Annotated in this window: 11 protein-coding genes; 8 read left to right on the forward strand and 3 right to left on the reverse strand. The window is 57.5% G+C overall.

Annotated features, from left to right (window positions below; genetic code table 11):
- Positions 1-3: 3 nt before the first annotated feature.
- The 3 genes from ACOTYH_RS08530 to ACOTYH_RS08540 are packed head-to-tail and all read right to left on the reverse strand — an operon-like array spanning position 4 to position 2,991.
- A complete protein-coding gene (locus tag ACOTYH_RS08530; RefSeq protein ID WP_015570494.1) occupies positions 4-1,536 on the reverse strand; it encodes an ABC transporter substrate-binding protein in 1,533 nt (510 codons plus the stop codon).
- A gap of 15 nt (positions 1,537-1,551) precedes the next feature.
- Entirely contained in the window at positions 1,552-2,124 is a 573-nt protein-coding gene (gene ddpX / locus ACOTYH_RS08535; RefSeq protein WP_015570495.1) for a D-alanyl-D-alanine dipeptidase, read from the reverse strand.
- Between the two features lie 12 nt (positions 2,125-2,136).
- Positions 2,137-2,991, reverse strand: a complete 855-nt coding sequence (locus ACOTYH_RS08540; RefSeq protein ID WP_015570496.1) for a MurR/RpiR family transcriptional regulator — start codon at positions 2,989-2,991, stop codon at positions 2,137-2,139.
- Positions 2,992-3,258: 267 nt separating this feature from the next.
- Here ACOTYH_RS08540 and ACOTYH_RS08545 point away from each other — a divergent pair, with 267 nt between their 5' ends.
- The 8 genes from ACOTYH_RS08545 to ACOTYH_RS08580 all read left to right on the forward strand — a co-directional run bounded on the left by ACOTYH_RS08545 (position 3,259) and on the right by ACOTYH_RS08580 (position 14,241).
- Positions 3,259-4,734 carry an alpha/beta hydrolase gene (locus tag ACOTYH_RS08545; protein WP_368745101.1) on the forward strand — a complete coding sequence of 492 codons (1,476 nt, stop codon included), beginning with the start codon at positions 3,259-3,261 and terminating at the stop codon, positions 4,732-4,734.
- 87 nt (positions 4,735-4,821) lie between these two features.
- Complete coding sequence (locus ACOTYH_RS08550; RefSeq protein ID WP_032669855.1) at positions 4,822-6,033, forward strand: diguanylate phosphodiesterase; 1,212 nt, start codon at positions 4,822-4,824, stop codon at positions 6,031-6,033.
- Between the two features lie 88 nt (positions 6,034-6,121).
- A complete protein-coding gene (locus ACOTYH_RS08555) occupies positions 6,122-7,018 on the forward strand; it encodes an aminoimidazole riboside kinase (protein WP_421637679.1) in 897 nt (298 codons plus the stop codon).
- A gap of 171 nt (positions 7,019-7,189) precedes the next feature.
- Positions 7,190-8,707 (forward strand): carbohydrate porin, encoded by a 1,518-nt coding sequence (locus tag ACOTYH_RS08560; protein ID WP_421637680.1) that lies wholly within the window; start codon positions 7,190-7,192, stop codon positions 8,705-8,707.
- 66 nt (positions 8,708-8,773) lie between these two features.
- Complete coding sequence (locus ACOTYH_RS08565) at positions 8,774-10,144, forward strand: sucrose-specific PTS transporter subunit IIBC (RefSeq protein WP_003857085.1); 1,371 nt, start codon at positions 8,774-8,776, stop codon at positions 10,142-10,144.
- Complete coding sequence (locus ACOTYH_RS08570; protein WP_047637333.1) at positions 10,144-11,550, forward strand: sucrose-6-phosphate hydrolase; 1,407 nt, start codon at positions 10,144-10,146, stop codon at positions 11,548-11,550. Before ACOTYH_RS08565 ends, ACOTYH_RS08570 begins: the two co-directional genes overlap by 1 nt.
- Positions 11,551-11,578: 28 nt before the next feature.
- Positions 11,579-12,595, forward strand: a complete 1,017-nt coding sequence (locus tag ACOTYH_RS08575) for a LacI family DNA-binding transcriptional regulator (protein WP_017693400.1) — start codon at positions 11,579-11,581, stop codon at positions 12,593-12,595.
- Positions 12,596-12,690: 95 nt separating this feature from the next.
- Positions 12,691-14,241: a methyl-accepting chemotaxis protein gene (locus ACOTYH_RS08580; RefSeq protein WP_032671157.1), complete on the forward strand. Its 1,551-nt coding sequence runs from the start codon at positions 12,691-12,693 to the stop codon at positions 14,239-14,241.
- Positions 14,242-14,434 lie beyond the last annotated feature (193 nt).

Genomic DNA, 14,434 nt, shown 5'->3' on the forward strand with positions numbered 1-14,434 from the left:
CCGTTACTTACTCATGGTGGCGATGTTAAAGACCTGCTCAAGCATCGGATTAAAGGTGAAGCCTTTGACCTCTTTGTTCATCGCCAGCTGGTAGTTCTTCTGGAACAGATAAACGTAAGCCGCCTCGTCAATCACCACTTTCTGCGCCTGCTGGTAATCTTTGGTGCGTTCCGCCTGATCGGTGGTTTTCAGTGCCGCCTGCAACAATGCATCGACCTCTTTGTTCTCATAGAATGAGCGGTTACCCGGCAGCCCTTTTTTGTCCGATTCGAACCAGTAGTTCATGAACATGTACGGGTCAGCGAAGTCCGGGCTCCAGTTACCAATCGCAATGTCATAATCACCTTTGCCGACGCGGTCGCGCATGGTGGCGTTCGCCAGTTTCTCGAGCTTGACGTTAATCCCCAGCTTGCCCAGGCTCGCCTGCGTGGAGAGGGCGATAGGCTCCCAGTTCGGGTCGTTATCGGAGTAGAGGAACGTCAGGCTGGCCGGTTTATCGTTGACTTTCTCCAGCGCCGCTTTGGCCTTAGCCTCGTCAAAGCTGTACTGCATGGCGTTCGTATCGAAGCCCCACATGCCCTCCGGGATCGGGCCGCGCATCTGCTTGCCGTTCCCGCTGAGAATGCCTTTCACCATCCCCTGATAATCGGTGGCCCAGGAGACCGCGCGGCGCAAATCCACCTGATTCATCGGAGGCTTACTGTTGTTCAGATAGAGGTAGGTCACCCGCAGGGACGGGTATTCCGCCACGGCCACTTTGCCTTCCTGCTTCAGAGCGGCAAGCTGATCCACCGGCAGGGCGTCGGCGATATCCAGATCGCCACGGGAAAGTTGCAGGCGACGCGAGGCGCTTTCACCGATAATCTTCACCGAGACGCGCTTGAAGTGCGGCTTTTCACCCGGCCAGTGTGGGTTGGGCACCATCACCAGCTGCTGACCTTTCCGCCAGCTTTTCAGCATAAACGGTCCGGAACCCGCGGTGTTTTGCGCCAGGAAACCGCGCGCGTCGTCGGCGGCATTGGCTTTCAGGACCGCCGGGTTGACGATCGACGCGCCGTCATTGGCCAGCGTGTAGAGGAACGGGGCGAACGGCTGGCTGAGGGTGAATTTCACCGTATGCTCATCCACCGCGTCCACTTTCAAATCTTTCGGGAACGCTTCGGAAGGTCCCTGATTAATTTTCAGCAGACGTTCAAACGACAGCTTGACCGCTTCGGCGGTCACCGGCGTGCCGTCCGAAAATTTTGCATTATCTGCCAGGGTGAACGTCCACTCTTTCTGGTCGTCAGACGCCTTCCAGCCCGTCGACAGATCGCCTTCCACCTCCGTGGTGCCAGGCTTGTATTTCACCAGACGCTGGTACGAGGGGTAGGTCACCGTCCAGTCGTTGTTATCGATAGTGACCGCCGGATCCAGCGTTTGCGGATCGGCAGCTTTCCCAATCACCAGCATATCTTTTGGCACCGCCGCCAGCGCGAGAGGGGCGCTCAGGGCGAGCGTAGCGGCAATCAGGGTTGTAAGCAGCGTAGTTTTCATGGCCGGGCTCCAGAATTAGAGTGAGTATGTGGTCGGATAACAGGCGAACTGGTCATCTAACAGCGGGTAGCTGGCGGCGTTCGGCAGTTCGAAATGCCACCACTCGCTGCTGATGCCCACAAAACCGCCGCCGTACATCACGGCGTTCAGGAGCAGACGATTTCGCTGCGCCTCGGGCGGAACGGAAGGGTGCCAGGCATGAGAACGGTCGTGCATTTCGTCAAACCCGGCGCCCATATCCAGCACGTTGTCGTGTTCATCCATCAGCGTGACGTCAATGGCGGTGCCCCGGCTGTGGTTAGAGCCAATTGCGACATCCACCACGTATTCCGGATTGGGGCAGGCATCCCAGAGTTGCGACTGCGCCTGCTGGGGGCGGTAGGCGTCGTAAACCACCAGCTTCAGACCGGCCAGCGCGGCGATGCTGATCGCTTTCGCCAGCGCGGTGGCGGCATCCGTATGCAACAGGCACGCGGCGTGCTGGTAGATCGGGCGGCCAGTGATGTTATCGGCGGTCGCGTATTTCAGATCGATATGCAGCGTGGGAAAGGTTTTCGCCACATCAATCAGTTGACTCTCTTCAGGCATAGCTCCGCTCCTTTAGCGTTCAAATTGACCAAACTCTTGCTGTAGTTGTCGGTTGATTGCCAGACGTTCCGGCAGCGCATCGCCCAGCGCCTCCACAACGCCCGACAGCAGCAGGTTGAAGAGACAGCTCACCGGTGCCAGCGAATCCCAGAAATGGCCGGTATCGGTCTTCACCTGGAGCAAATCAATCGGGTAATCCCGCGCCCACGGGCACCAGATATCGGTGATCAGCGCCATCGCCAGGCCTTTTTCGCTCGCCACGCGGCAGTACTGGCGGGCAATGGCGGAGTAGGCGCGGGTATCCGTCAGCACGATATACGGGTTAGAAAAGCCGGAGTTAAGCGACTCCACCCAGCTACCGGAGAGCCCTTCGGAATAGCTCACCCGCGGGCGCAGATACTCAAGATGGCTGAAGAACGCATTGGCGATCCCGCGCGTGGACTGGATCCCCAGCACGAAGACGGCGTCGGCATGGGTAAGTTGCTGGACCACCTGCCTGAACGTTTCGCTTTGCGCCAGCTGGTAGACATGGGCAATGGCGTCCACCTCCAGCGACAGGGAGTGCTGAAGGCGATCCGACAGCGGCTGTTGCTGCTTCCAGGAGTCGAGACGCTCGTTAATGCCCCAGGGCTGGTGGGGATTGCGCAGGCTTTTTTTGGCGTCGTCCAGGTTGCGATAGCCCAGCTTGCGCAGAAAGCGTCCGACGGTGATCCCGCTGGTTGCCGTGGCCAGCGCCACGCTCTCTGCCGTTTCAAAGGGGATCTGCCCGACGTGCGCCAGCATCCAGCTTGCCACCCGTTTTTCGCTCGGGGTGAGCTGGCTAAAGGTCGCTTCGATACGGCTCAACACCTCAGGTTTGGTCGTCATACCGCCTCGCTGTTAACTGGCTGTCAAAGGCCGGGTTTCTGTTACCGGATTAACAATGCAGGACGCGTGCCATGTTCACATTGCGGCGAAAACGCGCTGTGCAGCAAAGTTAATGCAATATTTGTTTAACAGATGCTCAACATTTGTGCAGCGTAGTTCACTTTTGGTGCAGTGTCCGGCCTGAGCGGTATCTATTTGGTGAATACGTCAGCCTCTTCACATTTTTTGGTAAGATGAACGCTCTGTGGATAAGGGAGGGAGCCTCACATGGCGAATTTGCCCTGGCGGGTCAGCGTGCGCCTGATGGCTCTCGCAAAAAAAATAGCGATGGTCATCGGGATCATTGTGCTCGTGCTGCTGGCGGTGCGGGTTTATCTTTCGCAGCAGGGGCCGGCCTTGCATCACTGGCACACCTGGCGGGCTGACGAAATGTCCGTGCAGGAGATGGATAACGCGACCTTCGCAGCGTATGTCGCGCGGGAAAACGCCATCTTCACCGCTCTCGACGCTGAGGTGACGGCGAATGTCACACCCGCAGAGCGCACGCCGCTGAACCGTTATTACCGCCAGAGCCTGGTGTGGCCAGGACACTTTTCCCCGGATGCAAACCGGTCATTCGTGCTGATGCCTGCCGGAAAGCCGCGCGGGGCGGTGGTATTGCTGCACGGTCTGACGGACTCGCCCTACAGCGTCAGGCATCTGGCAGAGAATTATCAACAGCACGGCTTTGTGGCCGTAGTGCCTCGTTTGCCCGGACACGGCACGGCGCCGGGTGCCCTGACAGACGTTGACTGGGAGGCGTGGCTGGCCGCATCGCGCCTTGCGGTTCGTGAAGCGACACGCCTGACGGGGAACGATCTCCCCCTGCATCTGGTGGGCTACTCCAACGGCGGGGCGCTGGCGATGAAATACGCCCTCGACGCTCTTGATGCGCCTGAACTGCGTAAACCTCAGCAGATCGTTTTGCTCTCACCGATGATTGGCGTCACGGCGTTTGCGCGCTTTGCCGGATTCGCCGGGCTACCGGCTATGTTACCGGCGTTTGCCAAAGCCGCGTGGCTCAACATTTCGCCGGAATATAATCCTTATAAATATAATTCGTTCCCGGTGAATGCAGCACGTCAGTCCTGGCTGCTTACCCAGGCGCTGCATGAGCAGATAAACCGCGATGTTCATGATCACAAACTGGCGCAGCTTCCGCCGGTACTGGCGTTTCAGTCGGTCATGGATTCAACGGTCAGTACCCGCGCCGTGGTTAGCGGGCTGTTTGACCAGCTTCCGGCAAACGGCAGCGAACTGGTAGTTTTTGATATCAACCAGGCCGGGAGTTTTCGTCCACTGTTCAGGCCATCATCCTGGACGGCGGTGGCTGACCTGCTGCCCGGGTCAAAAAGGCGTTACAGTGTCACAATTGTGACCAATGCCAGCCCCGACAGGTTTGATATGGTGGCAAAGACGACGCCAGCGGGTAGCACCCGGGAAACGGTGATGCCGCTGTCGGTCGCGTATCCGCAGGAGGTTTATTCCCTGTCGCATGTTGCTATTCCGTTCCCGCCTGATGACGATCTGTATGGCCGCCATCCTGAGGTGAAAAACCACTACGGTATCAGCCTGGGGACGATAGCCCTGTGGGGAGAAACATCGGTTCTGAGCGTCGGCAAAGATGCGCTGATGCGGGTGACGTCGAATCCGTTCTACGATTATATGCAGACGCGGATCGATAGCCGTATCGGGGAGAATTAAGCCCGACGTGGAATAGATTAGGTCACACCGGGGAACTGTGTTAAACAGTACCGTTCAGGCATATACCCCATACCGGACCCCGTTTCTGTGCTGACAACTCTTATTTATCGAAGCCAGCTGAGCTTAACCTGCACCTCCGCAGCGTTAAGCGCGCTGGTTGAACAGGCCAGGATCCGTAATACGGAGCAGGGCATCTCAGGCATTCTTCTCTCCCGTGGACGTGACGTTCTGCAAATTCTCGAAGGCACGGAACAGCGCGTCGTCGCGCTTTTTAACACCATCCGTGCGGATGACCGGCATACCGGCGTGGTGGAGCTGATGCGCGATTACGGCCCGCGCAGACGTTTCGAAGACGTGGGAATGCTGCTGTTTGACCTGGACGTTCAGACCCCGAAAGCGGTTCTGGCGTCGGTTCTGCATTACAGCAAGCTGGAAAGCTATCTGACTTCTGAGGATCGGGTCTTCAAATTTATTCAGACCTTTATCACCGGCAAAACCGCTATCCCACCCGCTTCGGACTATGAGCCTGATAAATGGACGCTTTCGCGAGAGCGCGCGCCGTTTGGTAAAGGGTTAGGTCTGCTGGCGGGACAGCCCTGCCAGTTTGCGCTGCAACCCATTGTCGAGCCGTCCGAAGGCAAAATCAGTTCTCTCGAAGCGCTTATACGCGGAAACGACGGCGGCAGCCCGGAGCATTTCTTCCGTAGTCTCGATCGTGAACAGATTTACGAAGTCGACCTGCAAACCAAAGCCTGGACCTTTGCGCTGGCGCAAAAGCTCGGCATCGGCAGCCACAAACTGGCGGTTAACCTGCTGCCAATGTCGCTGGTTAACGTGCCGGGCGCGGTAGAGTTCCTGGTAACGCAGATCAAAAAGTACAATCTACAGCCTGAGCAGGTGGTCATTGAAGTCACTGAGAGCGAGATGATTTCCGGCTTTAACCAGTTTAACAGCGCCATTAAACAGCTGCGCGCGGAAGGGGTTGGGCTGGCGATAGATGATTTTGGTTCCGGCTATGCTGGTCTTTCACTGCTCACCCGGTTTCAACCGGATAAGCTCAAAATCGACAGAGAGATCGTCAGCGATATCCACCTGAGCGGGCCCAAGCAGGCGATTGTGAAGTCGATAATCAGCTGCTGCACCGATCTGGAGATTACGCTGGTCGCAGAAGGCATTGAGAAGATAGAAGAGTGGTGCTGGCTTGAATCCGCCGGTATTCGCCGCTTCCAGGGCTTTTTGTTCGCCCGCCCGCAGCTCAATGGCGTAGGTGATATCCACTGGCCCCATCGGGTGGGTTAAGCAAATTTTCCCTCGCCATATTTCCCCGACACCCTGCCTGTGCTTAAATAGCTAAACCGGTTTAACATGATTTAGCTAAGAAGGTGATATGGAGACGATCTGGGTACTTGGCGATGCCGTGGTGGATCTGTTGCCCGACGGAGAGGGCAAACTGCTGCAATGTCCTGGCGGCGCACCGGCCAACGTTGCGGTAGGGGTAGCGCGTCTGGGAGGCAGAAGCGCCTTTATAGGCCGGGTGGGCGACGACCCCTTCGGGCGTTTTATGCAAAAAACGCTTGCGGATGAGCAGGTTAATACAGAATGGCTGCGCCTGGACCCGCAGCATCGCACCTCCACGGTGGTGGTGGATCTCGATAACGACGGTGAACGTTCCTTTACCTTTATGGTTCGCCCGAGCGCTGATTTATTCCTCGACTCTGCCGATCTCCCGCCATTCCGCGCCGGGGAGTGGCTGCACGTCTGCTCTATCGCGCTCAGCGCCGAACCCAGCCGTTCCGCGACGTTTCAGGCGATGTCCGCTATCAGAATGGCGGGGGGATTTGTCAGCTTTGACCCCAATATCCGCGCCGATCTCTGGCACGATGAAGTCGAGCTGCGTCAGTGTCTTGAGCGGGCATTAGCCTGTGCAGATGTGGTGAAAATCTCGGTGGAAGAGCTGGCGTTCTTAACCGGAAATGCGCAGGTCCATGAGGGGCTGGCGGCGCTGATGCGCACCTGTCCGGCCAGGCTGGTGCTGGTGACGCAGGGAAAAGAGGGCGTAACCGCCTGGCAGAAAGGCGCGTTGACGCACTATCCTGCATCACCCGTGGAATGCATTGATGCCACCGGCGCGGGGGATGCTTTCGTCGCCGGGCTGCTGTTCGGTCTGGCTCGTGATGGCCAGGCCCGTCTTTCAGAGGTCATCACGCTGGCGCAGCGCTGTGGGGCGCTGGCGACAACCGCAAAAGGGGCAATGACCGCGCTGCCTTATCATCACGAACTGTAATTCACCTCTCCAGGCCTCCGGTCGGCGGCCTGAATTGTCGTCTCGATCACACTTACTAAAACGGTTTAGCAAAAAACGTTGCCGATCCAAAATTCAACGGTTTAGTATCATCAGCCTAAACCGGTTTAGCAATTTAGCACTTTCACCGATAGTTATTAGGGATGCGACAAAATGTATAAAAAACGCAGACTTGCCGTGATGATAGGCATGCTGGCCGGGAGTACCTCTGTTTTTGCCCAGACTGATATGACACGTATCGAAGCGCGCCTGGCGGCGCTGGAGCAGCGTTTGCAGGAGGCGGAAACCCGCGCGCAGGTTGCTGAAAAGCGCGCCACGGCAGCGGAACAGAAAACACAGCAGCTGGTGGCTGCGCAGCAGGAAGCGCAAACCTCCACACAGGCGGTGGCGCAACGTACCACGGTGCTGGAAGAAAAAGCCGACCGGACAGGCGGTTTTGAATTTCACGGTTACGCCCGTTCCGGCCTGCTGATGAACGACGCGGCCTCCAGCAGCAAAAGCGGCCCTTATCTGACGCCCGCCGGGGAAACTGGCGGGGCCATCGGGCGTCTGGGGAACGAAGCGGATACCTACGTTGAGCTGAATGTTGAGCACAAACAGACGATGGAGAATGGTGCGACGACGCGCTTTAAGGCGATGCTGGCCGACGGTCAGAAAACCTATAACGACTGGTCGGCAGACAGCAGCGACCTGAACATTCGTCAGGCCTTTGCCGAGCTGGGCAATTTGCCAGACTTTACCGGTGCGCTGAAGGGCAGTACCTTCTGGGCGGGTAAGCGTTTTGACCGCGACAACTTCGACATTCACTGGCTGGATTCCGACGTGGTGTTTCTCGCCGGGACCGGCGGCGGCGTCTACGACGTGAAGTGGAACGATACGCTGCGCAGTAACTTCTCCCTTTATGGCCGTAACTTCGGCAGCGAAGAGGAGATCGACAACAACGTTCAGAACTACATCCTCAGCATGAATCACTTCGCCGGGCCGGTGCAGATGATGGTCAGCGGCTTACGGGCAAAAGATAATGACGACCGTAAGGACAGCAACGGCGATCCGATTAAAACCGACGCGGCCAATAACGGGGTACATGCGCTGGTTGGTCTGCATAACGAGAGCTTCTACGGCCTGCGGGAAGGTTCCGCCAAAACGGCTCTGCTTTACGGCCACGGTCTGGGCGCCGAGGTGAAAAGCATTGGTTCAGACGGCGCGCTGCTGTCAGAAGCCGATACCTGGCGTTTTGCAAGTTACGGTGTCACGCCGCTGGGCGGTGGCTGGCACATTGCGCCCGCCGTGCTGGCGCAAAGCAGTAAGGACCGCTACGTGAAGGGCGACAGCTATGAGTGGGTCACGCTCAATACGCGTCTGATCAAAGAGGTGACCCAGAATTTCGCCCTCGCGTTCGAAGGCAGCTATCAGTACATGGATTTAAGCCCGGAAGGCTACAAGGATCGCAATGCGGTTAACGGTAGCTTCTACAAGCTGACCTTCGCCCCGACGTTAAAGGCGGGCAAAATTGGCGATTTCTTCAGCCGTCCGGAGCTGCGCCTGTTCGCCACCTGGATGGACTGGAGCAGCAAGCTGGATAACTACGCCAGCGATGACGCCTTTGGCAGCAGCGGCTTCAACGCGGGCGGGGAATGGAACTTTGGGGTGCAGATGGAAACCTGGTTTTAACCCTTCACGCTCCCGCATCGCGGGGGCGTTTCGAACACCATAAAAAGAGGTCAGGAAGAGGTATCTATGGATTTTAATCATATTGCGCGCGAGCTTATTCCGCTGCTCGGTGGCAAAGAGAACATTGCCAGCGCGGCACATTGCGCCACGCGCCTTCGTCTGGTGCTGGTCGATGATGCGCTTGCCGACCAGCAGGCTATCGGCAAGGTTGAAGGCGTGAAAGGCTGTTTTCGAAACGCCGGGCAGATGCAGGTGATCTTCGGCACCGGGGTGGTGAATAAGGTTTACGCCGCGTTTATTCAGGCGGCAGGGATTAGCGAGTCCAGTAAATCGGAAGCGGCGGATATTGCGGCCCGCAAGCTGAACCCGTTCCAGCGTATCGCGCGTCTGCTCTCCAACATCTTCGTGCCGATTATCCCGGCGATCGTGGCCTCGGGTCTGCTGATGGGCCTGCTGGGGATGGTTAAAACCTACGGCTGGGTTAATCCGGATAACGCGCTCTATATCATGCTGGATATGTGCAGCTCGGCGGCGTTTATTATTCTGCCGATCCTGATTGGCTTCACCGCCGCGCGGGAGTTTGGCGGCAACCCGTATCTGGGGGCAACGCTCGGCGGCATCCTGACTCATCCGGCGCTGACCAACGCCTGGGGCGTAGCGTCCGGCTTCCACACCATGAACTTCTTCGGTCTTGAAATCGCCATGATTGGCTATCAGGGAACCGTCTTCCCGGTGCTGCTGGCGGTGTGGTTTATGAGCATTGTGGAAAAACAGCTGCGCCGGGCGATCCCGGATGCGTTAGATCTGATCCTGACGCCGTTCCTGACCGTCATTATCTCCGGCTTCATTGCGCTGTTGATTATTGGCCCGGCGGGACGCGCGCTGGGCGACGGAATCTCCTTCATTCTTAGCACTCTGATTGCCCACGCGGGCTGGCTGGCCGGGCTGCTGTTTGGTGGGCTCTATTCGGTGATTGTCATTACCGGCATTCACCACAGCTTCCACGCCATTGAGGCCGGGCTGCTGGGTAATCCGTCGATTGGCGTTAACTTCCTGCTGCCGATCTGGGCGATGGCGAACGTGGCGCAGGGCGGGGCGTGTCTGGCGGTGTGGTTCAAAACCCGCGATGCCAAAATCAAAGCCATTACCTTACCGTCGGCGTTTTCCGCGATGCTGGGCATCACCGAAGCGGCAATTTTTGGCATCAACCTGCGTTTTGTGAAGCCGTTTATCGCGGCGCTGATCGGTGGTGCGGCGGGCGGTGCCTGGGTGGTGTCGGTGCATGTCTACATGACCGCCGTTGGCCTGACGGCGCTTCCCGGCATGGCGATTGTCCAGGCCAGCTCGCTGCTCAACTATATAATCGGCATGGTGATTGCCTTTGGCGTGGCGTTCACCGTCTCTCTGCTGCTGAAATATAAAACGGACTCTGAATAATGACCTTATCTTCCCGCTGGCCTGCCGTGTTGCAGGCCGTTATGCAAGGCCAGCCGCGTGCGCTGGCGGACAGCCACTATCCGCAGTGGCATCCCGCACCGGTGACAGGGCTGATGAACGATCCGAACGGGTTTATCTGGTTTGCCGGGCGCTACCATCTGTTTTATCAGTGGAACCCGCTGGGCTGCGATCATCGCTACAAGTGTTGGGGGCACTGGAGCTCAGCAGATCTGGTGCACTGGCAGCACGAGCCAATGGCGCTGATGCCTGACGAAGAGTATGACCGCAATGGCTGTTACTCCGGCAGTGCCGTGGATAACAACGGCGTGCTGACCCTGTGCTATACCGGCAACGTTAAGTTTGACGATGGCGGCCGCACCGCCTGGCAGTGTCTGGCGGTGCAAAATGACGATGGCACGTTTGCCAAACAGGGACCGGTGTTGCCCCTGCCGGACGGGTACACCGGGCACGTCCGCGATCCGAAAGTATGGTGGCATGACGGGCTGTGGTACATGGTGCTCGGCGCGCAGGATCGACAGCAGCGCGGCAAGGTGCTGCTGTTTACGTCAGCCGATTTACACACCTGGGCGTCCTGCGGCGAAATCGCCGGTCACGGCGTCAACGGACTCACGGACGCGGGCTATATGTGGGAGTGCCCGGATCTGTTTGAGCTTGATGGCACACACGTCTTGATCTGCTGCCCGCAGGGGCTGGCGCGCGAACCGCATCGCTATCTCAACACTTATCCGGCCGTCTGGATGAGTGGGGCATTTGATTATCAAACGCCTGCATTTGCGCACGGCGGGCTGCATGAGCTTGACGCCGGTTTCGAATTTTACGCGCCGCAAACCACGGTGGCAGAAGATGGCCGCCGCATCCTCATCGGCTGGATGGGCGTGCCGGACGGCGAAGAGATGCTCCAGCCTACGCGGGCGCACGGCTGGATCCACCAGATGACCTGTCCTCGCGAACTGCGCTACCGCGACGGTAAGCTCTGGCAAACCCCGGTTCGTGAGCTGGAAACGCTGCGCGAGGATGAACATCACTGGCAGGGACGCGCCAGCGATGCCCCGGTGCTGGCGGGAGCGCGTCTTGAGTTCGAACTGAGCGCATCGAGCGTGAACGTGGATTTTGCCGGCGCGTTGCGGCTGATTGTGGATGATGAGGGGATCCGTCTGGAACGCGCCAGTCTGAAAACCACAGACACGCTGACCCGCTACTGGCAGGGCAATGTTCATCATTTACGCGTGCTGTGCGACTGTTCCAGCGTCGAAATTTTCATCAATCACGGTGAAGGCGTCATGAGCAGCCGCTATTTTCCTGACCATCCGGCCCAGGTACGCTTCGAAGGTGCGTCCGATATCACATTACGCTACTGGTCGCTGCGCAGCTGCATGATAGAATAGAGGTTTTGGCAGCCGGATCTAAGTCGTTGTGAGAAAAACAAAACGCGTCACCATTAAAGATATCGCGGAGCTCGCGGGGGTATCAAAAGCCACCGCCAGCCTGGTTCTGAACGGCCGCAGCAAAGAGCTTCGGGTGGCGGAGGAGACACGCGAGCGTGTGCTGGCGATTGCCAAAGAACATCATTATCAGCCCAGCATTCACGCCCGTTCGCTGCGGGACAACCGCAGCCACACCATTGGTCTGGTGGTGCCGGAAATCACCAACTACGGGTTTGCCGTTTTTTCTCATGAGCTGGAGACCCTCTGCCGCGAGGCGGGTGTTCAGCTGCTGATCTCCTGTAGCGATGAAAATCCGGGCCAGGAGACGGTGGTGGTCAATAACATGGTGGCCCGCCAGGTGGACGGGCTGATTGTCGCCTCCAGCATGCTCAACGACGCGGACTATCAAAAGCTGAGCGAACAGTTGCCCGTTGTGCTCTTTGACCGCCATATGAACGACAGTTCTCTGCCGCTGGTTCTCACCGATTCAATTACCCCAACCGCCACACTGGTGGCCGACATCGCGCGCCAGCATCCGGATGAGTTCTACTTCCTCGGCGGTCAGCCGCGGCTTTCCCCGACGCGTGACCGTCTTGAAGGGTTTAAGCAGGGGCTGCGTGACGCTGGCGTCGAGTTACGTCCGGAGTGGATCATTCATGGTAATTACCATCCGAGCTCCGGCTACGAAATGTTTGCCGAGCTTTGCGCACGCCTGGGCCGCCCGCCAAAAGCCCTTTTTACCGCCGCCTGCGGTCTGCTGGAAGGGGTGTTGCGCTATATGGGGCAACATAATCTGCTGCAAAGCGATATGCGTTTGGCCAGCTTTGACGATCACTATCTCTATGATTCTCTGACCATTCCTGTCGATACCGTTCGTCAGGATAACCGCCAGCTCGCCTGGCACTGCTTTGATCTGATTGGCAAACTGATTGAAGGGGAAACGCCGGAGCCGATCCAGCGTAAGCTGGATGCCACCCTGCAACGGCGATACAAGGCCGTAGAGTGACAGGGTAACGTCTGAGGGTGACATCAATAACTTTAATTAATTAAAGATTGGATTCAGCCGATAACCAAAGGGAAATTATATCCCTGAGGTGTGTTATGTCGTTGAAAAAATCATCCCTGATTATCCTGTTTTCCCTGCTTTTCTTCTTTGTGGCCAGCACTATCACCAGCGTTGGGCTCATCATTAAAAGTAATACTTCGCTGGATAATGTGAACAAAGAAATTCAGGTGGTTCTGTCCATTATTGATCCCATTAACCACAGCCGAACCCTGCGGGTCAGGGTTATGGAGTATGTGAAAATGGTGGAAGCGGGGGACGCTACCGACCCGTCTGCGAAACTGGCCTCGGTTAAAGAGGCGCTGACCAAAGCCGATAGTGCATTTTCGGCGTTTATGGCCTCGCCGCGTTTGCCGGACGAAGCCCCGCTGGTCACTGCCTACCAGGAGGCGTGGCAAAACTACCGTAACCAGGGACTGGCGCCTCTCATCGCCGCTGCCGCCGCTCACGATGTGTCGCGGTTCAACGCTCTTATTCCCGTGGTGTCTCGACTCGATCGCCAATATGAAATTGTGCTCGATCAGGTTCTCTCCGTTCACCAGAAGTACGCCAAAACGCTGAACGAGGATGCGAGCCATAATTTCGTGTCGGGTCTGGTTATTATCGCCTGCATTGCGGTGCTGTTCGTGGTGGTGATCTTCGCCGTCAGCCTGCTGATGAAACGCGTGGTCTTTGCGCCGGTGAACCTGGCGCGCGAGCACTGTCGCCAGATTGCGGCCGGGAAGCTGGACGTACCGGTACCGATCAAGCGTGATTCCGGGAATGAAATCGATCACCTGATGTCCTCGATGGAGCAGATGCGCCAGGCGCTGCTCTCCACCATTTCTCAGGTGCGCGATGCCAGCCACACTGTGACGCATGCGGCGCAGGAAATTGCCTCCGGCAATATCGACCTGGCCTCCCGTACCGAGCAACAGGCTTCGGCCCTGACCCAGACGGCCGCCAGCATGGAAGAGCTGAGCGCGACGGTGGCGAATAACACCGACAACGTTTTCCAGGCCGGTAAGCTGGTGCAGGATGCCGTGAAAAATGCCCATACCGGTGAAGCGGTAACCCGTGAAGTCATCGAAACGATGAATACTATCGCGTCCAATTCGAAGCGTATTGAGGACATCACCAGCGTCATCAACAGCATTGCTTTCCAGACTAATATTCTGGCGCTAAACGCGGCCGTTGAAGCGGCGCGTGCTGGCGCGCAGGGGCGAGGATTTGCCGTGGTAGCAAGTGAAGTGCGCACCCTGGCACAAAAAAGCGCGGTGGCGGCGAAAGATATCGAAAGCCTTATCGCCCAGTCTGTTTCCAGCGTGAAAAACGGTGCACAACTGGTGAATCGTTCGGGAGAGGTGATTGATTCTATTATCAGTTCTGTGAATAAAGTGCATACGCTGATGGAACAGATTTCGGTTGCCTCAGAAGAGCAGAGCCGCGGGATTGGTCAGGTTGGGCAGGCCGTAACGGAGATGGACGGTGTGACCCAGCAGAACGCGGCGCTGGTGCAGCAATCCGCCGCCGCTGCGGCCTCGCTGGAGGAGCAGGCGCAGCAGCTGTCCCAGAGTATCTCGAGCTTTAGTTTGCCTGCTACGGCGTGATGTTCAGAGAGGCTCCTGAGGGAGCCTTTTTAATGTCTGGTGTAACTGGAAGCCCGCGCCAGACAAGGCTTCACGCATTATTACTGGCAGTCAAAAACCATATTAAGCGACTAATGTGGGCACATTGTGGATACTCTTACCACCATTAGCACCCTGAAACGGGTTAAGCGAAATCGCGTCCTGCATGTATTGA

It is taken from the genome of Enterobacter cloacae complex sp. SHL001 (assembly GCF_049236825.1).
Lineage (GTDB): Bacteria > Pseudomonadota > Gammaproteobacteria > Enterobacterales > Enterobacteriaceae > Enterobacter > Enterobacter hormaechei_C.

Bases quoted from the DNA above. Each gene is read 5' to 3' on its own strand.
- ACOTYH_RS08555 (WP_421637679.1), top strand. From the start codon at position 6,122: ATGGAGACGATCTGGGTACTTGGCGATGCCGTGGTGGATCTGTTGCCC.
- ACOTYH_RS08560 (WP_421637680.1), top strand. From the start codon at position 7,190: ATGTATAAAAAACGCAGACTTGCCGTGATGATAGGCATGCTGGCCGGG.
- ACOTYH_RS08545 (WP_368745101.1), top strand. From the start codon at position 3,259: ATGGCGAATTTGCCCTGGCGGGTCAGCGTGCGCCTGATGGCTCTCGCA.
- ACOTYH_RS08530 (WP_015570494.1), bottom strand. From the start codon at position 1,536: ATGAAAACTACGCTGCTTACAACCCTGATTGCCGCTACGCTCGCCCTG.
- ACOTYH_RS08570 (WP_047637333.1), top strand. From the start codon at position 10,144: ATGACCTTATCTTCCCGCTGGCCTGCCGTGTTGCAGGCCGTTATGCAA.
- ddpX (WP_015570495.1), bottom strand. From the start codon at position 2,124: ATGCCTGAAGAGAGTCAACTGATTGATGTGGCGAAAACCTTTCCCACG.
- ACOTYH_RS08580 (WP_032671157.1), top strand. From the start codon at position 12,691: ATGTCGTTGAAAAAATCATCCCTGATTATCCTGTTTTCCCTGCTTTTC.
- ACOTYH_RS08565 (WP_003857085.1), top strand. From the start codon at position 8,774: ATGGATTTTAATCATATTGCGCGCGAGCTTATTCCGCTGCTCGGTGGC.
- ACOTYH_RS08540 (WP_015570496.1), bottom strand. From the start codon at position 2,991: ATGACGACCAAACCTGAGGTGTTGAGCCGTATCGAAGCGACCTTTAGC.